The sequence below is a fragment of the Sphingomonas sp. Leaf62 genome (genome assembly GCF_001421915.1).
Lineage (GTDB): Bacteria > Pseudomonadota > Alphaproteobacteria > Sphingomonadales > Sphingomonadaceae > Sphingomonas.
Genome location: NZ_LMLN01000003.1, coordinates 117,546 through 139,203, shown reverse-complemented (window position 1 = coordinate 139,203; position 21,658 = coordinate 117,546). Strand labels below are relative to the sequence as shown.

General features: G+C 67.3%; 22 protein-coding genes and 1 tRNA gene. 11 read left to right on the top strand and 12 right to left on the bottom strand.

The window, feature by feature from the left end; genetic code table 11:
* Positions 1 to 258: 258 nt before the first annotated feature.
* From ASE91_RS02925 to ASE91_RS02915, 3 genes are all read left to right on the top strand, one after another.
* Positions 259 to 828 carry an ATP-dependent Clp protease proteolytic subunit gene (locus ASE91_RS02925; protein ID WP_056003365.1) on the top strand — a complete coding sequence of 190 codons (570 nt, stop codon included), beginning with the start codon at positions 259 to 261 and terminating at the stop codon, positions 826 to 828.
* Positions 829 to 1,000: 172 nt separating this feature from the next.
* Positions 1,001 to 1,912 (top strand): XdhC family protein, encoded by a 912-nt coding sequence (locus ASE91_RS02920; RefSeq protein WP_056622547.1) that lies wholly within the window; start codon positions 1,001 to 1,003, stop codon positions 1,910 to 1,912.
* Positions 1,902 to 2,543 (top strand): nucleotidyltransferase family protein, encoded by a 642-nt coding sequence (locus ASE91_RS02915; protein ID WP_056622485.1) that lies wholly within the window; start codon positions 1,902 to 1,904, stop codon positions 2,541 to 2,543. Before ASE91_RS02920 ends, ASE91_RS02915 begins: the two co-directional genes overlap by 11 nt.
* A 313-nt stretch (positions 2,544 to 2,856) precedes the next feature.
* Here the strand turns inward: ASE91_RS02915 and ASE91_RS02910 are convergent, their stop codons facing one another.
* The 3 genes from ASE91_RS02910 to ASE91_RS02900 form a co-directional block, all read right to left on the bottom strand.
* A complete protein-coding gene (locus ASE91_RS02910) occupies positions 2,857 to 4,236 on the bottom strand; it encodes a UdgX family uracil-DNA binding protein (protein WP_056622483.1) in 1,380 nt (459 codons plus the stop codon).
* Positions 4,236 to 4,712, bottom strand: coding sequence for a hemerythrin domain-containing protein (locus ASE91_RS02905; protein WP_056622481.1), 477 nt, complete (start codon positions 4,710 to 4,712; stop codon positions 4,236 to 4,238). Before ASE91_RS02905 ends, ASE91_RS02910 begins: the two co-directional genes overlap by 1 nt.
* Positions 4,713 to 4,789: 77 nt before the next feature.
* Entirely contained in the window at positions 4,790 to 6,037 is a 1,248-nt protein-coding gene (locus tag ASE91_RS02900) for a putative DNA modification/repair radical SAM protein (protein ID WP_056622480.1), read from the bottom strand.
* 212 nt (positions 6,038 to 6,249) lie between these two features.
* Between ASE91_RS02900 and uxuA the strand changes: the two genes are divergently transcribed.
* Genes uxuA through ASE91_RS02885 form a run of 3 tightly spaced genes read left to right on the top strand, consistent with a single transcriptional unit; the run spans position 6,250 to position 8,686 of the window.
* Positions 6,250 to 7,416: a mannonate dehydratase gene (gene uxuA, locus ASE91_RS02895; protein ID WP_056622477.1), complete on the top strand. Its 1,167-nt coding sequence runs from the start codon at positions 6,250 to 6,252 to the stop codon at positions 7,414 to 7,416.
* Positions 7,417 to 7,463: 47 nt separating this feature from the next.
* Positions 7,464 to 7,667 carry a GntR family transcriptional regulator gene (locus ASE91_RS02890; RefSeq protein ID WP_156357623.1) on the top strand — a complete coding sequence of 68 codons (204 nt, stop codon included), beginning with the start codon at positions 7,464 to 7,466 and terminating at the stop codon, positions 7,665 to 7,667.
* Positions 7,668 to 7,672: 5 nt separating this feature from the next.
* Positions 7,673 to 8,686, top strand: coding sequence for a LacI family DNA-binding transcriptional regulator (locus tag ASE91_RS02885; RefSeq protein ID WP_235530279.1), 1,014 nt, complete (start codon positions 7,673 to 7,675; stop codon positions 8,684 to 8,686).
* Here ASE91_RS02885 and ASE91_RS02880 read toward each other — a convergent pair.
* Genes ASE91_RS02880 through crcB form a run of 6 tightly spaced genes read right to left on the bottom strand, consistent with a single transcriptional unit; the run spans position 8,646 to position 12,252 of the window.
* Entirely contained in the window at positions 8,646 to 9,353 is a 708-nt protein-coding gene (locus tag ASE91_RS02880) for an ATP12 family chaperone protein (protein WP_056622545.1), read from the bottom strand. The two genes, ASE91_RS02885 and ASE91_RS02880, sit on opposite strands and share 41 nt — an antisense overlap.
* Positions 9,350 to 9,559, bottom strand: coding sequence for a hypothetical protein (locus ASE91_RS02875; protein ID WP_056622471.1), 210 nt, complete (start codon positions 9,557 to 9,559; stop codon positions 9,350 to 9,352). The genes ASE91_RS02880 and ASE91_RS02875 overlap by 4 nt, the downstream gene beginning before the upstream one ends.
* On the bottom strand, positions 9,556 to 10,215 hold the full coding sequence (locus ASE91_RS02870; RefSeq protein WP_056003625.1) for an HAD-IA family hydrolase: 660 nt from the start codon (positions 10,213 to 10,215) through the stop codon (positions 9,556 to 9,558). Before ASE91_RS02870 ends, ASE91_RS02875 begins: the two co-directional genes overlap by 4 nt.
* Positions 10,212 to 10,763 (bottom strand): FMN-binding negative transcriptional regulator, encoded by a 552-nt coding sequence (locus tag ASE91_RS02865; RefSeq protein WP_235530278.1) that lies wholly within the window; start codon positions 10,761 to 10,763, stop codon positions 10,212 to 10,214. Before ASE91_RS02865 ends, ASE91_RS02870 begins: the two co-directional genes overlap by 4 nt.
* Before the next feature lie 23 nt (positions 10,764 to 10,786).
* Positions 10,787 to 11,881 carry an RluA family pseudouridine synthase gene (locus tag ASE91_RS02860; protein ID WP_056622466.1) on the bottom strand — a complete coding sequence of 365 codons (1,095 nt, stop codon included), beginning with the start codon at positions 11,879 to 11,881 and terminating at the stop codon, positions 10,787 to 10,789.
* Complete coding sequence (gene crcB, locus ASE91_RS02855) at positions 11,878 to 12,252, bottom strand: fluoride efflux transporter CrcB (RefSeq protein ID WP_056622464.1); 375 nt, start codon at positions 12,250 to 12,252, stop codon at positions 11,878 to 11,880. Before crcB ends, ASE91_RS02860 begins: the two co-directional genes overlap by 4 nt.
* A gap of 269 nt (positions 12,253 to 12,521) precedes the next feature.
* Here crcB and ASE91_RS02850 point away from each other — a divergent pair, with 269 nt between their 5' ends.
* From ASE91_RS02850 to ASE91_RS02835, 4 genes are all read left to right on the top strand, one after another.
* A complete protein-coding gene (locus ASE91_RS02850) occupies positions 12,522 to 12,893 on the top strand; it encodes a hypothetical protein (RefSeq protein WP_235530277.1) in 372 nt (123 codons plus the stop codon).
* Between the two features lie 129 nt (positions 12,894 to 13,022).
* Positions 13,023 to 13,751 carry a 4-hydroxy-tetrahydrodipicolinate reductase gene (gene dapB / locus ASE91_RS02845; RefSeq protein WP_056622463.1) on the top strand — a complete coding sequence of 243 codons (729 nt, stop codon included), beginning with the start codon at positions 13,023 to 13,025 and terminating at the stop codon, positions 13,749 to 13,751.
* The gene (gene nth, locus ASE91_RS02840) at positions 13,748 to 14,407 is read left to right on the top strand and encodes an endonuclease III (protein WP_056622461.1); all 660 of its coding nucleotides are present in this window, start codon (positions 13,748 to 13,750) and stop codon (positions 14,405 to 14,407) included. The genes dapB and nth overlap by 4 nt, the downstream gene beginning before the upstream one ends.
* A gap of 52 nt (positions 14,408 to 14,459) precedes the next feature.
* Positions 14,460 to 14,536: transfer RNA gene (locus ASE91_RS02835), tRNA-Arg, on the top strand.
* Between the two features lie 57 nt (positions 14,537 to 14,593).
* On the opposite strand, the gene ASE91_RS02830 is transcribed toward ASE91_RS02835, so the two are convergent.
* The 3 genes from ASE91_RS02830 to ASE91_RS02820 form a co-directional block, all read right to left on the bottom strand.
* Positions 14,594 to 16,651, bottom strand: a complete 2,058-nt coding sequence (locus ASE91_RS02830) for a phosphocholine-specific phospholipase C (protein ID WP_056622459.1) — start codon at positions 16,649 to 16,651, stop codon at positions 14,594 to 14,596.
* Between the two features lie 122 nt (positions 16,652 to 16,773).
* The gene (locus tag ASE91_RS02825; RefSeq protein WP_056622458.1) at positions 16,774 to 19,152 is read right to left on the bottom strand and encodes a TonB-dependent receptor domain-containing protein; all 2,379 of its coding nucleotides are present in this window, start codon (positions 19,150 to 19,152) and stop codon (positions 16,774 to 16,776) included.
* Between the two features lie 157 nt (positions 19,153 to 19,309).
* Positions 19,310 to 20,521 (bottom strand): DUF5690 family protein, encoded by a 1,212-nt coding sequence (locus tag ASE91_RS02820; RefSeq protein WP_235530276.1) that lies wholly within the window; start codon positions 20,519 to 20,521, stop codon positions 19,310 to 19,312.
* A gap of 140 nt (positions 20,522 to 20,661) precedes the next feature.
* On the opposite strand from ASE91_RS02820, the gene ASE91_RS02815 reads away from it, so the two are divergent.
* Entirely contained in the window at positions 20,662 to 21,657 is a 996-nt protein-coding gene (locus tag ASE91_RS02815) for a ligase-associated DNA damage response exonuclease (protein ID WP_056003413.1), read from the top strand.
* Position 21,658: the final 1 nt, after the last annotated feature.

Here is a 21,658-nt window from a genome sequence, read left to right as displayed (position 1 = left end):
AGTCGACCGGTCACAACCTGCTCCACGATCGTCGCCCCGCATTTGATCCGGGGCGACGTTTCCAGCTCCGACACTGAAAATAGCGGGACTTCGGATCAGCTTAGGGGTGACGAGGAAGATTATAGTCCGTGCGTGCGACCTCTCCCGCGCCAACTCCCGGACTTGCTTCTTCCGGACCGCCTGAAATCAATTCGCGGAAATCCGGAACATTACCCCGCGCTTTCGGTTTCGCCGCCGACTAATACAGGAACACCCGTCATGCCCGATACCAACGTCAACGATTATCCTTTGCTTGCCCGCCCGCACGTCCATCTCGCCGGTCCCGTCGACCATGCGATGTACGAGAGTTTTCGCAACCAGATGCAGAATGCCCCCGCCGACGGCCCGCTCGTCGTGTCGATCTCGACGCTCGGCGGCGATCCCGAAGTCGCGCGCGCGATGGGCGACGATATCCGCCTGCTGCGCGACTATACCGGCCGCGAGGCGCTGTTCCTCGGCAAGGTCGCCGTCTATTCCGCCGGCTCCACCTTCATGTCAGCCTTCCCGGTCGACAAACGCTTCCTGACCAAGGGCACCCGTCTGATGCTGCACGAACGGCAGATGACCAGCACCCTCGAACTGTCCGGCCCGCTGAAGATGCTGGTCGCGACGCTGAAGGCCAAGCTGCACGAGATCGAAACCTCGGTCGAGATCGAGGAAGAGGGTTTCCGCGACATCGTCGCCGGGTCGCAGGTGTCGTTCGACGAACTGGTCCAGAAGGCCCCGGCCAACTGGTATATCGGCGCGGAGGAAGCGAAGGCGCGCGGGCTGGTCCTCGACGTGATCTGATCCGGGGTCTCCCCTCCCTGAAAGGAAGGGGCGGGGGGGTGGGTTGGCCTGCGAGGAAACGATACCCCGCAACAATCGGCCGACCCACTCCCAACCCCTTCCCTTTCAGAAAGGGGAGCCAGAACCTATCTTGCTGACACTCGCCGACGAAAACGCCCAACATCGGAACGACATGGCCGACAACGACTCCGTCCTCACCGCCGCCCGCGACTGGGCCGGAGCGCCGCTGGCATTGGCCACCGTCACCTCGACCTGGGGGTCCGCGCCCCGCCCGCGCGGCAGCCACATGCTGGTGCATGAGGACGGCCGGTTCGAAGGATCGGTGTCGGGCGGCTGTGTCGAAAGCGATATCCTCGCCACCGCCGCCGAGGTGGTCGCCGGCGCGCCCTTCGCGCTTAAACGCTATGGCGTGGCCGATGCCGCCGCGTGGGAAGTCGGCCTGCCGTGCGGCGGCGAGATCGAGGTGATGGTCCAGCGCGTCGACGCGGAAAACTTCGATCCCGCCCTGTTCGACGCGATCGAAGCGGCAAACGCCGAGGGACAGGCGGTCACCCTGACGACCGACCTGACCAGTGGCCGGACGCAGGTCGGGGAGGGTGACGGTTTCGTCAACCGCTACGACCCGCCGCGCCGCCTGTTGATCGTCGGTGCCGTGCAGATCGCGCAGGGGCTGGCCGGGATGGCGCGCGAACTCGGCATCGCCACCACCGTCATCGACCCGCGCGCCCGGTTCCTGACCGAAGAACGCTTTCCCGGCGTCACGCTCGACGATCGCTGGCCCGACGAGGCGTTGGCCGCGCTCAAGCCCGATGCCGCCACCGCCGTCGTGACGCTCAGCCACGACATCAAGATCGACGACCCCGCGCTGATCGAGGCGCTACGGTCCCCCGCCGCCTATGTCGGTGCGCTGGGGTCGCGGCGCAGCCATGCCGCCCGGCTCGAACGCCTTGCCACCGTCGGCTTCGCGCCGGCCGATCTCGACCGGATCGACGGCCCGGTCGGACTGGATATCGGCGCGATCGGTCCGTCCGAAATCGCGCTGTCGATCGCCGCGGCGATGGTCAGGAGTTTCCATGCACGCTGAAGACACCGCGCTAATCCTACTCGCCGCCGGTCGCTCGCGCCGGTTCGGCGACGCCGACAAGCTGGCGCAACCGTTTCTGCACAAGCCGGTCGCCTTCCACGTCGTGACGGCGCTGGAGGCGATCTCGTTCCTCGCGCGCATCGCGGTGATCGACGGGACGAAACTCGATTTCGCCTCGCGCGGGTTCGACGTCATCGTCAACGACGATCCCGGCGCCGGCATGTCGCGATCGGTGCAACTGGGGCTGCGCGCTGCACGGGCGGCGGGGGCGAAGGCCGTCGTGATCGCGCTGGCCGACATGCCGCGCATCACCGCCGCCCATGTCTATCGCCTGCTCGACACCGCACAGGGCGACGATGCGGTCGTCGCATCGAGCGATGGCACCAAACCCTGTCCGCCCGCCGTGTTCGGGCAGGGGCGCTTCGATTTCCTCGAATCGCTGGAGGGCGACGCCGGCGCGCGTGATCTGGTCCGCGCCGGTCGCCATGTCATCACCACACCCGCCGAACTGATCGACATCGACACACCCGAAGATCTCGACCGCCTGCGCGCCATCGCCGAGTCTCCCGAGCAGCATGACGCGATCACGTTGCCGCAGCTCCAGCCATGGCATCGACCGCGCTTGGAATGATTTTCCTACAGGGCGGTGAAGCGATAGGCCCGGCCGGATCGGGTTCACGCGAAGGCGCGAAGACGCAAAGAGAAGAAGGTTAGTTTTCGCGCGGAGACGCGGAGACGCAGAGAGGTCGAACATGCCGCGACAGCGGATCGCTACTCTTATCGGGCAGGGGAAGGGCTCCGCCGGGAATGCTGCAGCCGCCAGCTCCCAACCCTCCGCGTAACCGCGCGAAAACGATCTTCTCCGCGTCTCCGCGCCTTCGCGTGAACCAAATTCCGAACCCGAACCAAATACGCGGCAAGTGTGACCTTTGTGACCTTTGGCGTCAGGCCATCGCCGCCTGCGCCCCCTTCAGGTCCTCGACGAACCGCGCAAACTCTTCCTCCGCCTGCACTTTATCCGGTAACCGCAGCAGATAGCTCGGATGCACCGTGATCCACGCCGAGCTGCCGTCGGCCAACGTCAGCACCCGCCCGCGCTCACGCGATATCGTCACCGTCTTGCCGGTCAGCGACCGTGCCGCCGTCGCGCCCAGCGCCACCGTCATGCGCGGACGCAGGATGCCGCGCTCCTGTTCGATCCACCACCGGCAGGCATCGATCTCGCCCACGCCCGGCTTGGCATGGATGCGCCGCTTGCCGCGCGGTTCGAACTTGAAATGCTTGACGGCGTTGGTGACATAGACGCGCGACCGGTCGATCTCCGCCTCGGCCATCGCCCGGTCGAATACCTGCCCCGCCGGCCCGACGAACGGTCGCCCGGCCAAATCCTCCTGATCGCCCGGCTGTTCGCCGACCACCATCATCGCGGCATCGACCGGCCCTTCGCCGAACACCGTCTGCGTGGCGGGCTGCCATAGCGGGCAGCGCTGGCATCCCGCCGCCTCATCGCGAAGGGCAGCCCATGCCGCCACACTGTTGCCGCCGGGTGCTGCTCGTGCCGTCTCGATCATCGCCGCCTCGCGTGCCTGTGCCCCCGCGATCAACGCCGGGACCAGCGCGGTTTCGGGCATGTTCTTCCAATATTTGCGCGGCATCTCCTTCATCATCGCGCCCTTCTTCAGCCGCGCGGGATTGAAGATCGATGCGTAATAGGTCTTCCAGACTTCCTCGACCGGATCGCCGGTCGGCGCATCCGCCTTGGTCGCGCCCGGCCCCTGCGTCAGTGTCTCGCCGTCCCAATGCACCGAAAGGTCGGGCGTCAGGATCGACCAGCGCATCGCCGCGAAGCGGTCGACGAAGAATCGCGCATTGTGGCGGACGATATGATGTTCCGGCTCGAACCACGCGACGAAACGAGTGTCCTCGGCCTCCACCATCTCGCGAAACCGCAGGAACGCGCGCATCTTGTGGATGTCGCGCCGGACCGCCTTGGCCATTTCCTCCAGCCGCTGCATCGCCGGATCGGCCTTGTCGTCGATCAGCCGCGGTTCGGCGATCAGGCGGGTGAGCATCGCATAGAGCAGCGCGAACCGTGCCGGGTCGGCGTGCATCGCCACCGTCCGCGCCAGATCGATGAAGGCGCGGGGGACGCGGGGGGCGGGGGCGTTGCTGTCGACGATCGCCTCGTCGCCGAACAGGTCGGTGGGCAGGTCGCCGACCTGCCACACCACCTCGGATGGTGCAACGCGCTGGGCGGCGAGCGACCTGGCGGCGTCGCGCCACCCGTCGAAATCATCCGCCGCCGCCAGCGCCGCAACCCGCATCAGTCGCGGTCGTCGCCTGCTTCGGACGATTCGGCGATCTCAAGTTCCTTGGGCTTGCGCGTTTCGAACACCGTCGCGATCCGCGCTTCCTCTTCGTCGCTCAATTCCTTGGCGGCGGCGGGAAACATCTCTTCCTCTTCTTCGTCGATATGATGTTCGTAACGATGCCGCATTTCGGCGAAGCGCTGGTTCCATTCGTTGCCGGCGGGATCGAGCTTGGAGATCTCGCCAAGATAATCGTCGATTTCCTTATGCTCGGACACCGAATGTCGCGCCTCGTCGCGCAGCTCGGGATTGGCGAGCATCGTCGCGTACAGCGCCTCTTCCTCGGCAGCGGCATGGGCCGATACCTCGACGCGGAACTCCTCGAACAAGACAGCGCGCTCGTCGCCGCTCGCGGCATCGATCCGCTGGAGCAGGTCGCGGTGCCGGTCGTGATCGGCCTTCAGATCGGCATAGATGCGGGCGTCGGCCATGGGAATTTCCTTCGGGTGGTTCGACCAGACCAACGGCGGCCATCGGCGGAGGTTTCTCTTGCGAGCGGTTTTCAGCGTCAGGCGAACAGCTCCAGCTGGTCGGTCTTCCTGGGTGCCACCACCGGGCGCAATTCGGCGCGATCGGCCAGCACCACCGGTCGCCAGTCATCGGCGATGATGAACGGGCGAAGCTTGGCGACCGAAACCGTCAGCCGCGCGACATCGGCCAACCCTAACCGCCGCCACCGCCGCGCGGTCAGGATCGCGCCCACCGCCTTCACCCCCAGTCCCGGCACGCGCAGCAGCATTTCGCGCGGTGCCCGGTTCACATCGACCGGAAAGCGGTCGCGGAACTTCAAGGCCCATGCCAGCTTGGGATCGATATCGAGCGGCAGCATCCCCGTCGCATCATCGGCGGCGGCACGCACTTCGTCGGGGCGATAGTCGTAGAAGCGCATCAGCCAGTCCGACTGGTACAGCCTATGTTCGCGCATCAATGGCGGGCGTTGCAGCGGCAGGACGGCCGATGCCTCCGGGATCGGGCTGAACGCCGAATAATAGACGCGGCGCAGTGCGAACCGGTCGTACAGCGTCGCCGCCTTGCCGACGATGTCGCGGTCGGTCGCGGCATCCGCCCCGACGATCATCTGCGTCGATTGTCCCGCCGGCGCGAATTTCGGCGCGGATTTATAGCGTTTGCGCGCGTCGCGACCGTCCGCGATCGCATGGGCGACGTCCTTCATCGCCCCCTCGATCTGCGGTGCGGACTTTTCGGGGGCAAGCCGTTTCAATCCCCCGACCGTCGGCAGCTCGACATTGATCGAAACCCGGTCGGCATGGACGCCCGCCAGATGGACCAGCTCGGGATCGGCGTCGGGAATGGTCTTCAGGTGGATGTAGCCGCGAAAGTCGTGGTCCTCGCGCAGCGACCTTGCGACCTCGACGATCTGCTCCATCGTATAGTTGGACGATCCGATGATCCCCGACGACAGGAACAGCCCTTCGATATAATTGCGGCGGTAGAAGCTGAGCGTCAGCGCGACGACCTCCTGCGCGGTGAAGCGCGCGCGACGGACGTTCGACGATTTGCGGTTGATGCAATAATGACAGTCGAAAATGCAGCTGTTGGTCAGCAGGATCTTCAACAGCGAGATACAGCGACCATCGGGGGCATAGGCGTGACAGATGCCCATGCCCTCGGTCGATCCGATCCCCTTGCCGTCGCGTGAATTGCGCTTGGCGGTGCCTGACGACGCGCACGACGCATCATATTTGGCGGCATCGGCCAGGATCGCCAGTTTCTGCCGGGTATCGAGTTGCGCCATCCGTTCAATATATGTTCTGGGGCGTCCGCGACCAAGGGGTAATCCGCCGGGCGCTTACGCCGATGCCGACCGCTGCGCGATGACCCGAAAAACCGCGACGATCGGACTGGGCTGACCAATCTTGCGCACTGGCAAGGTCGATCGCACTGCCCTAGGTTCGTTGGCGAAACCCGTATCCGGGTTCGCAAAGCGGGGAGGGTAGCGATTTGCTGATGACACAGACGATGCGGTGGTTCGGGCCGTCCGACCCCGTGACGCTGGCCGCCATTCGCCAGGCGGGGGCGACCGAGGTCGTCACCGCGCTGCACGACATTCCCAACGGATCCGTCTGGCCGCGCGAAGCGATCGCCGGGCGCCGGGCGATGATCGCGGATGCCGGCCTTGGCTGGAGCGTGGTGGAAAGCCTGCCGGTCCATGACGATCTGAAGAGGTGCGGCCCCGGCTGGGACCGGTACATCGACGCCTATCGCCAGAGCCTGACCAATCTGGCGGCGGAAGGCATCACCGTCGTTACCTATAATTTCATGCCGTTGCTCGACTGGACGCGCACCGATCTGGCGTGGCCGCTGCCCGATGGTGCCCGGGCGCTGCGCTTCGAATGGGAAGCGGTCGCGGCATACGACATCCATATCCTGAAGCGCCCCGGTGCCCCGCAGGACTATCGCCCGGCATTGGTCGATGCCGCCGCGCGGCGGTTTGCGGCAATGGACGATGCGGCGCGCCGCGAGCTGGAGGCGACGATCCTCGCCGGCCTGCCGGGGGCCGAGGAAAGCTTCACCTCGGCGCAATTCCGCGACGCCATCGCCGGCTATGCCGGGATCGATGCCGGCGTGCTGCGCGACAATCTGATCGCGTTCCTCACGGCGGTGTGTCCGCATGCCGACGACCTCGGCATCCGTCTGGTCGTCCACCCGGACGATCCGCCGTTCCCGATCTTCGGCCTGCCCCGCGTCGTCAGCACCGAGCGCGACGTCGCAGCGCTGTTCGATGCGGTGCCCAACCCCTCGAACGGCTTGTGCCTGTGCACCGGATCATTCGGGGTGCGCGCCGACAACGACCTGCCCGGCATGGTCCGCCGACTGGGCGAGCGCATCGGCTTTCTCCATCTGCGTTCGGTCGATCGCGAAGGCGGCGACAGCGCGTTTCACGAGGCCGAGCATCTGCGCGGCGATGCCGATATGGCCGCGGTGGTCGCGGCGGTGCATGAAGTGTCACGCAGCGAGGGGCGCAGCATCCAGATGCGGCCCGACCACGGCCACCAGATGCTCGACGATCTTGGGCGGCGCACCAATCCGGGCTATTCGCTGCTCGGGCGGATGCGGGGGCTGGCGGAGTTGCGCGGGCTGGAACGCGGCATCGCCCACGCGGCCGCCGGCTGAGCGCAGCCTATTGTAACAAGCGGACGGCTATGGGATCGGTCCTCGCGATGAAGCAGCGCAGCGACAAGCTCTACCGGCGGGTTTCGACCGCCATCGCCGCTGCGATCGACAAGGGGTGCCATCCGGTCGGTACGCGCCTGCCCGGTAAACGTGGTCTTGCCGAGGCGTTCGCGGTCAGCCGCCCGACGGTCCGCGACGTGATGGTCGCGCCGGAGCTTCGCGGACTGGTCGTCCGGCGACTCTGCGTCTGACGCCGGTGACCAGACCGCTCGCCGGTACCACCATCGCCGACGTTGCCGCCCGCGCGGGGGTATCGATCCGTACCGTGTCGCGCGTTCTCAACCGATCGCCGCTGGTCAATGCCGTCACCCGTGAAGCGGTCGAGGCAGTGATCGCCGGGCTGAATTTCCGTCCCAGCGCGCGGGCGCGCGGGTTGGCGACCGGGCGCTCCTATCTGCTCGGGCTGGTCCATAACGATCGCAATGCGCTGGTGCTCGACCCCCTGCAACGCGGCATGGTCGGCGCGGCGGCAGCGCGTGGCTATGAACTGGTCGTCCATCCGGTCGCCATCGCGGGCGATCCGGCGGCCGACGTCCTCGATTTCGTGCGCCGCTCGCGGGTCGATGGCGTGGTCGTCGTGCCGCCGGTGTCGGGACTGGCCGGGCTGGCCGATGCGCTGGCCGGCGTGCCGGCGGTGGCGTTATCCTCGGTCGCGCTGTCGGGGTATGACGCGGTGCTGGTATCCGACGAACGCGGCGCGGCGCGCATCGTCGCCGACCACTTGGTCGCGCTCGGCCATCGCCGCATCGCGCTGCTGTCCGGCCCCGCATCTGCCCATTCGGCCTGCGAACGGCGGGCGGGGTTCGTCGATGGCCTCGCCGCGCACGGCATCGCGCTGTCGGGCGAGGCGGAGGGCGATTACGGGTTCGACGCCGGGGTGACGGCGGCGCAAGCACTGCTCACCGCCCGGCCGCGCCCGACCGCGATCTTCGCCGCCAACGACGTGATGGCGGCGGCGGTGCTGAAGGTCGCGGCGGGCATGGCCGTATCGGTGCCGGGCGACCTGTCGGTGATCGGCTTCGACGGCAGCATCCTCGCGCGGATGCTGACCCCGGCGCTGACTACCGTCCATCGTCCGATCGCCGACATGGCCGGTGCCGTGACCGAACGGCTGATCGACCGGATCGAAGGCACCGCTGCCGATGCCGCGCTCACCGCCACCCTGTCGCTCAGGATCGGCGGGTCGTGCGGTCCGGTCCGCGACGGATAAGGTCGAGGAACCGCACCGCCGCGCGATACTCCGCCGCGCGGACTGCGCGGGTTTCGGCGGCCAGCGCATCCTCGCCCCATTGCTCGGCCTGCCAATCCTCGTCGACATGCGCCGCCGTCCATGCGGTATCGGCATCGATCGCCCGCTCGATCAGCGCCAGCCCGAGCAGCAGCGAGCCGGTCAGGCCAACGATCGGCGACAGCGGCGCCAGCGCCCATGGCGACAATGCGACCACCGCCTCGCGCAACCGCGCCAGCGTGCGCGGCGGCTGTTCGACCGGCATCACGCCGTCGGTGACGACGAAGGTCACGTCGAACCGCTTGCGCGCCCAGTCGAGCACCGGATTCCATGCCGCCGCCTGTCGTTCGGCCAGTGGTGCCTCGCCGCGATAGCAGAGCAGGTCGCTGCCGCCATAAACCGCCAGTCCGCCGGCAAAGCCCGCCGGATCGGCCGCGACCCGTTCGATCGCGGCGTTGGCAAGGCCGGTCAGCGGCATCGCGCGTGGATCGACCGTCTCGCCGACATCGCGCCATTCCTGCGCGATCGCCTCCGCCAGTTCCGGATAGGGCACGACCAGCGGCAATCGTCCCGGCGTCCGCACCGGCCGTCCGTCCAGCGCGATCTCGCCTTCGGGCGAAACCGCGACGGTCTTCCAGAACCGCCTCACCGGCTTCGCCATTTCGCAGCCAGCCCGCGCGGCACCACCGCCATCGCATACAGCGCCGACAGTACGATCGCGACGCCCAGCACGCGCATGCCGGTATCGGGTGCCCGCGCCAGCACGATCACCCCGAACACCGCCCCCATCGCGGTGACGATACGGATGCCGACCAGAATCAGCCAGCGATTGCGCGCGATGGGATCAGGAGTCATGGCAGGTCCAGCAGGGCGGGGAGCAGGGACGCATCGTCGCACAGCCGGTCGGCCCCGGCGGCGGTCAGTTCGTGCGGCGGGTGATAGCCCCATTCGACGCCGATCGCCCGCACGCCGGCCGTCCGTGCCATCGCCATGTCGTACCCGGTGTCGCCGATCATCGCGGTTGTCTCCCGTGCAGCGCCAACCTCGGCCATCGCCGCCTGCAGCATCGCCGGATGCGGTTTGGACGGGTGGCGATCGGCGGTCTGAAGCGTCACGAAATAGTGGTCGATCCGGTGATGCGCCAGCAGCAGTCGCAAGCCACGATCCGACTTGCCGGTCGCGACGCCCAGTTGCCAGCCGCCATCCAGCAACGTCACCAGCGTTTCGACGATGCCCGGAAACAACGGCTCGTCCTGCAATCGCCCGTCGGTGCGCATCGCCCGGAAATGCTGCTTATACCCCTCCGCCACCGCCTCGTGCAGGTCGGCCGAGCTATGGGGTACCAGCCGCGCCACCGCCTGCGGCAGGCTCAGCCCGACGATGCGGCGCACCTGCCGCGAATCGGGCGCGGCCAGTCCCGCGTCGGCAAAGGCCAGCGCCATCGCGGTACAGATGTTCGCCTGCCCATCGGCCAGCGTTCCGTCGCAGTCGAATACGGCCAACCGGGTCATGCTGCCCGCATCCATGGTGCCAGCGGATGGTTGCCCAGCGCCGCCGCCACGCGGGCGCGCACCTCGACCGGCTTGTTCTGGTTCAGCTTGGCCGTGCCCCGCCACGCGGTCGGCACCAGTTCGAACCCGGTGATCGCGGCCAGCATCGCATCGGCCTTCCCCGGATCGATCTGGTCGACCGCCCATTGCGGCGCGCTTTCGTAGGTCACGGCGAGCGCGTCGATCTGTTCGCACAACGCGGCACGATCGATCGCGCGAACCACGCCCTCGACCTCGACCGACAGATAGTTCCAGGTCGGCACCTCGTTCGGCCCGGCCTCGTACCAGCGCAGCGAGATATAGGCGTGCGGCCCCTGCACAACGAACAGCACGGTCGCTCCCTCCAGATGTGCGGTCACCGCGTTGGAACGCGCGACATGAAACCGCAGCGCGCCATCCGTGGTCATTACCACCGGCACCTGCGCCGCACGCGGTCCGTCGGGCGTGCCGACGAACAGCACGCCGAACCCTTCGTCTCGCACGAACGTCCGTGCGGCATCGTCGGCCATCCGAAAGGCCCGGTCGGGATGCATCAGTCGCGCGATCCCCGGGAGCGACGCTCACCCCGCCGTTCCTTGCGATAGGTCTTGGCATGCGCCTTCGCCTTGGCCTTCAGATCGGCCTTGGTGACGGGCGGCGGCGTATCGTCGATCATCGCATTGCCCAGGCTCAGGTCGAACCCCAGCAGGTCGATGCTCTCGGCGAAATGATCGGGCAGTTCGGCGGTGACGTCGACCTTGCCGCCATCGGGATGATCGATGCGGATGCGCCGTGCGTGCAGGTGCATCTTGCGGCTGACCCCGCCGGTCAGGAACGCGGCCTGTCCGCCATATTTGCCGTCGCCGACGATCGGATGGCCGATCGCGGCCATATGCACGCGCAACTGGTGGGTGCGCCCGGTAAAGGGTTGCAGCTCGACCCACGCCGCGCGGTTGCCGACCCGTTCGATCACGCGGTACCGCGACCGCGCCGGCTGGCCCTCGTCCTCGTCGACATGCATCTTCTCGCCGCCCGTGCCGGGCTGCTTGGCGAGCGGCAGGTCGACGATCCCGTCGGAGATATCGGGGATGCCGACGATCAACGCCCAATACACCTTCTTCGCGGTCCGCCCCGAAAAGGACTTGGCGAAGAACGCCGCCGCCCGCGCCGTCCGCGCGATCAGCAGCGCGCCCGACGTGTCCTTGTCCAGCCGGTGGACCAGCTTCGGCCGGCTTTCGCCGTCGAACTGCAACGCGTCGAGCAGCCCGTCGACATGGTCGTGGGTCTTCGTCCCGCCCTGCGTCGCCAGACCCGGCGGCTTGTTCAGGACGATCGCCTGCTTGTCGCGGTGGATTACCAGCGACTGGGCCAGTTCGATCTGTTCCGCGGATAGCGGGGGGCGTTCGGCCTTCGCCTTGGGCTGGGCGACGATCGCTGATTCGGGCGGCGGCACCCGCAGCACCTGTCCTGCGGCCAGCCGCGCGCCGGGCTGTGCCCGCCCGCCATCGATGCGCAACTGCCCGGTCCGCGCCCAGCGCGACACGATGTTGAAGCTGGTATCGGGCAGATGCCGCTTGAACCAGCGGTCCAGCCGGATGCCGTCGTCATCGGCACCGACCGTGAATTGCCGGACGTCGTTCTCGCTCATGCCGCACCCCGTGTCAGTTGCAGCCCGACGAACAGCGCGATGCCCGCGCCGATCACCGATACCAGTACATATCCCAGCGCGCTGGCCATCGCGCCGCGTTCGATCATCGTCACCATGTCGAGCGAAAACGCTGAAAAGGTCGTAAAGCCGCCCAGCACGCCCACACCGACCGCCAGCCGCACCGGCTCGCTGCCGCCGCTGCGCAGGAGCAGGCCGGTCAACAACCCCATCGCCAGCCCGCCGATCAGGTTCACGCCCAGCGTACCCCATGGATAGTCGGGGCCGAACGAAGCGGTAGCGAAGCGACCGAACAGATAGCGAAGGCCTGACCCCAGCGCCCCGCCGGCCATGACGATGAATAGATTTCCCATTATTGATCCGCGCCTAGCCGATTGCGGCGCGGGAGGAAACCGGTGCTGATGATACCAAGGTATTGGTCTGCTCACAAAACTGCGTACAAAATCGCAATGTTACCTTGGGTTGTGCCCGGTAGCGTGCAGATGGTCCGTTGCTGCCGTCCTGATCGCCGGATCATACGCTTCCGGTGCGCCCCGATTCATGGCTCATCCGCGCGCGTCGGGCGAATGGATGATGCCAGCCCCCTTGCTGCTGGCAGTTACAATCACTACTAAATGCTGCGATGCACAACGATGCCGTATCCGAGTCGGACGTTCATGCCGCGACCGACAGCGTGGCCGAGGAACAGCGCGCAACGCTGAGCGATATCATTCGCTTTGCGCTGATGCAGCGCATCTGCCTGTCGGTGCGCTATAACAACATGGACATGCTGCTCGCGCCGCACATGCTGTGGACCAAGCATGGCGACCTCCATGTCGATGCGGTCACCGTCGAACGTGCGGGCAGCGCGCCAAAGGTCTTCAAGATCGGCACGTTCAAGCTGGCCGGGCTGGGTAACGTCGCGTTGACCTCGCGCACGTTCGTTCCGCAGCCTGAATTCGATCCGGCCGACCCGAAATACGCCGAAGCACCGATCGCGTCGGTCCAACGCTGAATCATTCAATCGTCGAACCGGAACGCGCGGCGCCGCGCAATCGCTTGCACATCGCCGGTCATGGGGCCATTGCGCTACTGGTCGGGGGCGCGATCAGGCGGCCAGCCGGACGCTAGCGGGCGGGAATCAGTGACCAGCATCGGTATCTTCGGTTGGCAGGGCCGGATGGGGCGCGCGATCGCGCTGGAGATCGAACGGCTGGGCGAAACCCTTGCCGGCGGCGTCGATCAGGGGGGCGATCCGGTCGAGCTTGCCGCAGGCGCCGATGTGCTGGTCGATTTCTCCGCGCCGGTCGCGCTGGAGGGTAATCTGGCCGCTGCTCGCGCTGCTGCGACGCCGATCGTCATCGGCACCACCGGCCTTACCGAACGGCATCATGCGATGATCGACGATGCTGCGCGCGACATCGCGGTGCTGCAGACCGGCAATACCTCGTTCGGCATCGCGCTGCTGTCGCGGCTCGTGCGCGACGCCGCCAGCCGCCTCGGTCCCGACTGGGACATCGAAATCGTCGAGAGCCATCACCGGCTGAAGGTCGATGCCCCGTCGGGTACCGCGCTGATGCTGGGCGATGCCGCGGCGGAAGGGCTGGGGACGACGCTGGCCGATAGCGGCGTCATCGGTCGTGCCGGACTGGTCGGTGCACGGGCGGGCGGCACGATCGGTTTCGCCGCGCTGCGCGGCGGCACCATCGTCGGCGATCATCAGGTGGTCTTCGCGGGTGAGGGCGAACGGATCGAACTCGGCCACCGCGCCGACGACCGTGCGCTGTTCGCGCGCGGTGCGGTCCGCGCCGCGCTGTGGCTGGCAAGCGCGCCTCCCGGCCGCTACACGATGGATGCGGTGCTCGGCGTTTGAAGAAGGCGGATATTTTCGAATTCTTCCGCCGTCTGGCGGAGGACAATCCGCACCCTGAAACCGAGCTCGAATCGGTCAACGACTATACGTTGCTGGTCGCGGTCGTGCTGTCGGCGCAGGCGACCGACGCCGGCGTGAACAAGGCGACACGGGCGCTGTTCGCGCAGGTCGACACGCCCGACAAGATGGTCGCGCTCGGCCTCGACGGCCTGAAACATCACATCCGCACCATCGGCCTGTTCAATACCAAGGCCAAGAACGTCATCGCCCTGAGCGAAGCGCTGATCGCCGACCATGCCGGACAGGTTCCCGAAGACCGCGATGCGCTGGAAAAACTGCCCGGCGTGGGCCGGAAAACGGCGAACGTGGTGATGAACGTCGCCTTCGGGCACGAGACGTTCGCGGTCGATACCCATATTTTTCGCGTCGGCAACCGCACCGGCCTTGCGCGCGGCAAGACGCCGAACGCGGTCGAAGCGGTGCTGGAACGGGTGGTCCCCGCGCCGTTCCGGCTGCACGCGCATCACTGGCTGATCCTGCACGGCCGTTATATCTGCAAGGCACGCCGCCCCGAATGCTGGCGCTGCCCGGTCGCCGACCTCTGCGCCTTCCGCCCGAAAACCCCGCCGCCGGTGCAAAAGGCGACGACCGCCTGAAAACGGCTGGCCATGCCGGCAAAGCTTTGCTAGTCGCAGCCTCCACGGCCAAGCACCCGTAGCTCAGCTGGATAGAGCGCTGCCCTCCGAAGGCAGAGGCCAGGGGTTCGAATCCCTTCGGGTGCGCCATTTCCCAAAGACTTGGTAGGAATCGCGGCAGACGGCAGTACTGCCGATCATGCCGTTTCAGCCCAGCCCAAGCCCTTTGACGAACGGATCGCTGCTGCTGGCACGCCCCGCCCGGTCGTGCCGCCCGGCGATGCGGCGGCGCCAGCCGGGGGCGGCGCTGCTCGACAGCGTCACGTCATACCAGCCGAGCGCGCCGTCCAGCGACCAGCGATGCCGCCCGGCGGGCAGCGCCTCCTCCGACGCACCGCCGCCCGGCGTCAGACGACGGGCACGCAGCCCAGGCGCAGTGCCGACGCGCAGCGCCAGCCCGGCATCGGACAGGCTCCATGCGACGGCCAGCGCCGGATCGCCGCGGTGCCCGACGAACTGGCGGTGAAATCCGTTCGGCCCCAGCACCCACAGGTCATAGCCGCCATCGGCGGTATAGGGCCAATGCCCGTCGATCCGGTCGCCGGCTCCGACGCTGTAGCGGCGCGGCGGCTGGTCGAGCGCATGGCGGTCATAGACATGGAAGACCGCGCCCGCGCCATCGGCGGCAAAGCGCAGATTGAGGCCGGTCGCATCGCCGCGCTCGGTCACGTCCAGTCGATAGGGTAGGGTGCGCGACCGGCAGATGCCGCTTTCCTGCCACGGCGCGCTGGCCGCCGGCGCATCGGGGGTGACCTGTCCCTTGATCGCCGCCGCCCGCCGCGCATCGCCGGCGGGATCGGGCAGCACCGGCGTTGCCGCGTCGGTCGCCGTAAAGTCGAACGCGGAGGTCAGGTCACCGCAGATCGCGCGCCGCCATGGCGAAATATTGGGTTCGTGGATGCCGAAGCGCGTCTCCAGAAAGCGGATCACCGACGTGTGGTCGAACGTCTGCGAATTGACCCAGCCGCCCCGGCTCCATGGCGAAACGACATAGAGCGGCACGCGCGGCCCGAGGCCGTAAGGGCGACCGCGATAGGCGGGCAGGTCGATCGCGGCATCGCCGCTGCTCGGCACGTCGTGATATTCGCCGGTCAGGTCGATGCTCGATCCGCCGAACACCGTGCCGTCCGCGCCGCGCGCGGGCGGGGCGGGCGGCGGCATATGGTCGAAGAACCCGTCATTTTCGTCGAACATCACCAGCAACACGGTGCGCGCCCACACCTTCGGATCGGCGGTCAGCGCGTCGAGCACGCGGGCGGTATAGTCCGCGCCCTGTGCCGGGCTGGACGGGCCGGGATGTTCGGAACCGGCGGCGGTGGCGATCACGTACGACACCTGCGGCAATCGTCCCGCCAGAACATCGGCCTTCAGCAGGTCCGGCCCGCGCGTGGTCAGCGCGCGGTCCTTCAGCACCGCATCGCCGTGCCCGCCATGGGCGTCGCGGAACGCCGCGAAGCCGGCGAGCGGGTTGTCGGTGAAATTGTCGTCCATGTCCTGATAGATGCGCCAGTCGACGCCGGCCGCCTGCAACCGCTCGACCGTCGTCGTCCAGCGATAGGGATCGGTCGCGCCGCCCTGTTCGACGAAATTGTCGTGCGAATTGCCGATCGCCGGGCCGCCATGCCGGCCGGCGGGGTCGTTGGTGCCGCTCCACAGGAACAGGCGGTTGGTGTTGGTCCCGGTCTGGACCGCGCAGTGATAGGCGTCGCAGATGGTGAACGCCTCGGCCAGCGCGAACTGGAACGGGATGTCGCTGCGGCGGTAGTGCCCCATGGCGCGCGGGTGCTTGGCCTCGGGCCAATGCGCCATGCGCCCCTCCTCCCACGCGCGCTGGGCATCGGGCCAGCTATGCGGCGTGCCCTCCATCCGCATCAGATCGAACTGGCGGGCGGTGTCGAGGTGGAAGGGGGAGACGATGCGGGGACCGTCGGTGCCGGTCCGGTCGGTCTGTTGCCAGACGGTGTCGGCGGGCGTGGGAATGGGGAAGCGGTCGGCAAAGCCCCGCACGCCGCGCAACGTCCCGAAATAATGGTCGAAGCCGCGATTTTCCTGGGCGAGGATCACGACGTGCTCGACATCGGCGATGGTGCCGCTGCGCCGGTCGGGGCCGATCGCCGCCGCGCGCGCGATCGACGCGGGCAACGCCGCTGCCCCGGCAAGGGCGGCACCGGTGGACAGGAGCGTGCGGCGCGACAGGTCGACCATGGGGTCCTCGTTATTGCATTGTCGTCCCCGCGCAGGCGGGGGCCCATCTACGCCGACGTAGCGGATCAATGCGCAACGTCAGCGGCAATGGATCCCCGCTGCGCGGGGATGACGGGGTAACGTCAGAAATCGAACGTCAACGCCGCCGTCACGGTCCGCGGCGTGCCGAGGAACGCCGACCCGCCATCGGCCCCGGCCAGATACCGGCGATCGGCGAGGTTGGTCGCCTGTACCGTCAGCGCCATGCCCTTCATGACCGCGTTCACTTCGCCCAGATCGACGCCGGCATAGGCGTCGACGGTGGTGAAGCCGGGTGCGGTGGCCGTCCCGTCGCTGCCGATGAAGCGATCGCCGACGAACTTGGCCGCCCCACCGATCTTGAACACGCCGCGCGCATAATCGGCCGCCGCGACCCACATGTTGCGCGGGGAATTGATGACCTGCCGCCCCGGCGTCACGCCGATATCGGCGTCCTGCGCGGCATTGCCGGTGCCGATATAGGTCGCGTGATTATAGGTATAGTTGCCCGACAGCGTCAGCCCCTGCGTCACGCGATAGGCGAGCGCCGCCTCGATCCCCCGGCTCTTGATGCCGCCGACGTTCAGATAGACGCTGTCCTGCTCCTCCAGATAATCGATGCCGGTGACGAGGTTGGCCGAGATCGACTGGATGCGGTTGTCGAACTTGATGTCGTAGGCGGTCAGCGATGCCTTGACGCGCGGCGTCGAATAGCGCGCGCCGATTTCGATGTTGTTGGCGGTTTCGGGCTTGATCCGGTCGATTACCTCGCGCGGTTCGCCTAGCGGCCCGTTGCCGATCGCGGCAAAATTCTGCGAATAGCCGGCGAACGCTTCCAACCCGTCGATCGGCGCGTGATAGACGATGCCGGTCGAGATCAGCGGGCGGCTGTTCGAATTGAGTTCGGTGACGGTACGATCGTTGAGCAATTCGGCGCGACGCTGGTCGAGGAAGAACTGCTTTACGCCGAACCGCGCGGTCAGCGGCCCGAAGGTCACCGCGTCCTCGACATAATACATGATCTCGTCGAGGCCATAATCGGTGCTGAACTGCTGGTAGTACGGCTTGCCGTCGAACGCCGGGCCGATGAGCGCATTGGTGATCTTGTGCCAGTCGCGCAGCTGGTTGGCGCGGCCGCGTTCCCACCACAGGCCGCCCCGCAGCGTGTTCTGAACCCCGCCGAAGTCATGCGTCCATGCCGCATCGGCGGTCAGCCCGCCGCGATCATTCTCATAATGGGTGTGGCGATAGGACATGACCGGGGTCGATCCCGCCGCATAGCAGCTCGGCGCATACACCGCCGGGATCGCCGCCGTGCCGGTGCAGCCGGTCAGGAACGTCGCCTTCGCGCCGGTCGGGGTGACGAAATAATAGCGACCCAGATTGCCGCCGCCGATCACGGTCGGCAGGCTGCCCGTGAATTCGCTCTCGGGATTGCCGAGGCCGTCGTTGCGGACATCGACCAGATAGGGGGGCGCGAAATCGCCGCGCCCGCGCATCCGGTGGTAATAGGCGGTGCCCGACAGCTTGACGTCGCCCAGATCGGTCTCGCCGCGCAGATAGCCGAAGAAATTGCGGCGCAACGCGCGCGAGGTCGAGCGATAGCCCTGATCGATATAGGGGATGCCGGTCCAGTTGTCGGTATAGGCATCGTGGTTCGGATCGTTGGCGAACATCTCCGGGCTGACCGATCCGAATTCGGCTTCGTCGGCATCGTCATAGCTTACCCAGCCGGTCAGCTTGACCCGGTCGATGTTGCTGACGATCTTCGCATCGACATGGTCGCGGCGGGTTTCGCCGGAGCCGCCGATCCAGTCCTTCACGCGGCTGGTCGAGGCGCTGACGAAGGCACGGGTGTCGCCGGCGAACTGACCGGTATCGACGCGGCCATAGAGCTTGCGTGCGCCGAAATCACCGCCCGCGAGGGTGAAGCGATAGCGGGTGTCGCGCGCCGGATCGGTCGTGACATAGTCGAGCGTCGCGCCCAGCGCCTCGTTCGATCGCGACGAGATGTCGGCGGTGCCCTGCGACACGATCACCGTCTTCAGGTTCAGTACGTCGAGATAGCGGTTGGCGCGCGATCCGCCGCCATAGCCCGAGCCGCCATTGGGCAGGCCGTCGATGGTCGAGCCGATCTGCTGACCGCCGCCGCCCCCCGAGCTGAAGCCACGAATGCTGATCGACGTCGCCCAGTCGGACGAACCGAAGGCGTCGCCCTCGGCCACGAACACGCCGGGCAGTTCCTTGATGACGTCGTTGACGCTGGTCAGCGCCGACTGGCGATCGAGCATCGGCTCGGTCACCTGCGTGTTGGCGAAGGTCGTGGCGCGGCCGGTCACGACGATTTCGCCGCCGCTGCGCGCTTCGTCCTGCGTGCCGCCCGACACTTCGGTCGTCGTCGCATCGGCCGGGGCCGTCTGCGCATGGGCGTGCGTCGTCCCCGCCGCGATCGCGAGGATCGCCGCACCCGTGATGAACTTCATGATGTCTCCCCTGGCGGACGTGCCGCCGTGTCCCGGCCGGTTCCCGGCCCCCGCTGCGCCTTTGGCGGATCTTGATGACGGGTGTGTGACGGATGATGAAAATGACGTTCAGATCGGCGATACTTGTGGAGCGAGTGCCAACATCAACGTGATGTCATCACGTATCGGCCGGAAATCGCCGCCGGAACCACAGTCCCGACAGGAATGCCCCGCCGCCCAATACCAGCGCGGTGGCCAGCGTCGCGCCGGTGAAGAACGCCAGCCACGGCGCGCGATCATCGGCCAGTTCACGCAGCAACAGCAACGCGACGCTGCCGGCATAGCCGAACGAATCGGCCAGATAGATCAGGAAGCCGGCATTGCCCGGCGACTGGCCCAGCGCCATCATCCGGTCGAACAGCACCGCACTGAACGGCGCATAGGCGCTGTAGATGCCGATCCCGATCCACACCGTCCACGCGACCGGCCCGATCAAGCCCAGCCGGAACAACAGGGTCGCCCCGCCCAGCGCCACCGCGCCGAACAGGATCGCGCCATGGATCGCCAGCAGCGCGCGCAGATTGCTGCGGATCTTGGCCAGCAACGCCATGCCGATCAGCACGACGACGGTCACCGGCACTTCGGTGATCGAAAAGATCGCGGCCGGCGCACCGTTGCCAAGGTCGCCCCAGATCTCGGCGGCGAAATTGTCGCGGAAATCGCGCAGGCCCGTCAGCAGCGTATAGCCGAGGATCAGCAGCGTCAGCGGCAGGGCGTGGGCGCGGATATAGGCAAGGCGCGCCGCACCATCCATCGCCACCCGCGTGCCCCGCGCCGCGCGGTCGGCGGCATCGGGCGGCGGGGTGCGGGCCAGCACGATCAGCGCGACGACCAGCACCGGCGCGAACAGCAGCCCGGTGACCGCCGGCATCCAGAAGGGCGACAGTCCGTGCTGGACCAGCAGCGCCCCCGCCGTCTTGGTCGCGCCCGAGGACAGGATGAAGCTGGCGGTCAGCATCGCCGCCAGCATCTCCGACACCCGCCGTCCCTCAAGATAGCTGAACACCAGCCCCCAGATCATGCCGAGCGGCAGCCCGTTCAGGAACAGGCAGACCGGCCCGAACCGTGGCGGCAGGATCGCGAAGCCCAGCAACGCCACCCATGCTGCCGCGACCAGCGCGAGGATCAGCCGGGCCCGCGCGCCGGTCGCATGTTCGGCGACGACCTTCACCCCCAGCATCTTCGACAGGGCATAGCCGATCGCCTGCGCGAGGATCAGCGTCGCCTTGTAATCGAGCGCCGGCCACAGCGCCGCCTGATCGGCGAAACCGACCGCCATCACCGGTTTGCGAAAGCCGTACATCGCGAAATAGACGCAGAATGCGGCCATGCCCGCCGCGAACAGGCTGAAACGGGAAGGGGCAGGCGTCGGCAAGGTCGGGCAATCGTTGCGAATATCGTCGGTCTATCGCACGGATATGTCGGTTCGATGACCTTGGCAGGCCCGGCCGTCCGCCCCATGTGTCGGGCATGGCTCTCGCGCGCTGGATCACGCCGCACCCCACCGGCATTCATATTCCGGCGATCGATATGTGGATCGACCCGTCCGAACCGGTCGCGCGCGCGCTGGTGACGCACGGCCACGCCGATCATGCGCGCGGCGGGCATCAGACGGTGTGGGCGACGCCCGAAACGCTGGCGATCATGGACGCGCGCTACGGACCGCAGAACGGCATTGGCGTCGCCTATGGCGAAAACCTGACGGTCGGCGATGTCGGCATTTCGTTCGTTCCCGCCGGCCATGTGCTGGGATCGGCGCAGATCGTGCTCGACCACCGGGGCGAGCGCGTCGTCGTCTCGGGCGATTACAAACGGCGCGCCGATCCGACCTGCATGGCCTTTCAACCGGTGCCCTGCGACGTGTTCGTGACCGAGGCGACGTTCGGCCTGCCCGTCTTCCGCCATCCCGAGACCCGTGACGAGATCGACAAGCTGCTGGCGGCACTGCGCACCGAACCCGAACGCTGCGTGCTGGTCGGGGCCTATGCACTGGGCAAGGCGCAGCGGGTGATCGCGGAGGCGCGGGCGATGGGGTTCGACGATCCGATCTACCTGCACGGCGCGCTCCAACGGCTGTGCGACCTGTATGTCGAACTGGGCGTCGATCTGGGCGAGCTGCGCCCGGCGACCGGCGCGACCAAGGCCGAGTTGCAGGGTCGGATCATCATCGCGCCGCCCTCCGCCTTGAACGATCGCTGGTCGCGGCGGCTGCCCGATCCGATCACGGCGATGGCCAGCGGCTGGATGCGCGTCCGCCAGCGCGCGCGCCAGCGCGGCGTCGAACTGCCGCTGATCCTGTCCGACCATGCCGACTGGGACGAACTGACCCGGACGCTGACCGAGATCGCGCCAAAGGAAGTCTGGGTGACGCACGGCCGCGAGGACGCGCTGGTCCATTGGTGCATGACCCGCCAGATCAAGGCCCGCGCGCTCGATCTGGTCGGCTTCGACGACGAGGATGACTGAG

What these genes read in the sequence shown, in the direction of transcription:
- ASE91_RS02925 (WP_056003365.1), top strand. Translation starts at nt 259, where the DNA reads ATGCCCGATACCAACGTCAACGATTATCCTTTGCTTGCCCGCCCGCAC.
- ASE91_RS02920 (WP_056622547.1), top strand. Translation starts at nt 1,001, where the DNA reads ATGGCCGACAACGACTCCGTCCTCACCGCCGCCCGCGACTGGGCCGGA.
- ASE91_RS02915 (WP_056622485.1), top strand. Translation starts at nt 1,902, where the DNA reads ATGCACGCTGAAGACACCGCGCTAATCCTACTCGCCGCCGGTCGCTCG.
- ASE91_RS02910 (WP_056622483.1), bottom strand. Translation starts at nt 4,236, where the DNA reads ATGCGGGTTGCGGCGCTGGCGGCGGCGGATGATTTCGACGGGTGGCGC.
- ASE91_RS02905 (WP_056622481.1), bottom strand. Translation starts at nt 4,712, where the DNA reads ATGGCCGACGCCCGCATCTATGCCGATCTGAAGGCCGATCACGACCGG.
- ASE91_RS02900 (WP_056622480.1), bottom strand. Translation starts at nt 6,037, where the DNA reads ATGGCGCAACTCGATACCCGGCAGAAACTGGCGATCCTGGCCGATGCC.
- uxuA (WP_056622477.1), top strand. Translation starts at nt 6,250, where the DNA reads ATGACACAGACGATGCGGTGGTTCGGGCCGTCCGACCCCGTGACGCTG.
- ASE91_RS02890 (WP_156357623.1), top strand. Translation starts at nt 7,464, where the DNA reads ATGAAGCAGCGCAGCGACAAGCTCTACCGGCGGGTTTCGACCGCCATC.
- ASE91_RS02875 (WP_056622471.1), bottom strand. Translation starts at nt 9,559, where the DNA reads ATGACTCCTGATCCCATCGCGCGCAATCGCTGGCTGATTCTGGTCGGC.
- ASE91_RS02870 (WP_056003625.1), bottom strand. Translation starts at nt 10,215, where the DNA reads ATGACCCGGTTGGCCGTATTCGACTGCGACGGAACGCTGGCCGATGGG.
- ASE91_RS02865 (WP_235530278.1), bottom strand. Translation starts at nt 10,763, where the DNA reads ATGGCCGACGATGCCGCACGGACGTTCGTGCGAGACGAAGGGTTCGGC.
- ASE91_RS02860 (WP_056622466.1), bottom strand. Translation starts at nt 11,881, where the DNA reads ATGAGCGAGAACGACGTCCGGCAATTCACGGTCGGTGCCGATGACGAC.
- crcB (WP_056622464.1), bottom strand. Translation starts at nt 12,252, where the DNA reads ATGGGAAATCTATTCATCGTCATGGCCGGCGGGGCGCTGGGGTCAGGC.
- ASE91_RS02850 (WP_235530277.1), top strand. Translation starts at nt 12,522, where the DNA reads ATGCACAACGATGCCGTATCCGAGTCGGACGTTCATGCCGCGACCGAC.
- ASE91_RS02830 (WP_056622459.1), bottom strand. Translation starts at nt 16,651, where the DNA reads ATGGTCGACCTGTCGCGCCGCACGCTCCTGTCCACCGGTGCCGCCCTT.
- ASE91_RS02825 (WP_056622458.1), bottom strand. Translation starts at nt 19,152, where the DNA reads ATGAAGTTCATCACGGGTGCGGCGATCCTCGCGATCGCGGCGGGGACG.
- ASE91_RS02820 (WP_235530276.1), bottom strand. Translation starts at nt 20,521, where the DNA reads ATGGCCGCATTCTGCGTCTATTTCGCGATGTACGGCTTTCGCAAACCG.
- ASE91_RS02815 (WP_056003413.1), top strand. Translation starts at nt 20,662, where the DNA reads ATGGCTCTCGCGCGCTGGATCACGCCGCACCCCACCGGCATTCATATT.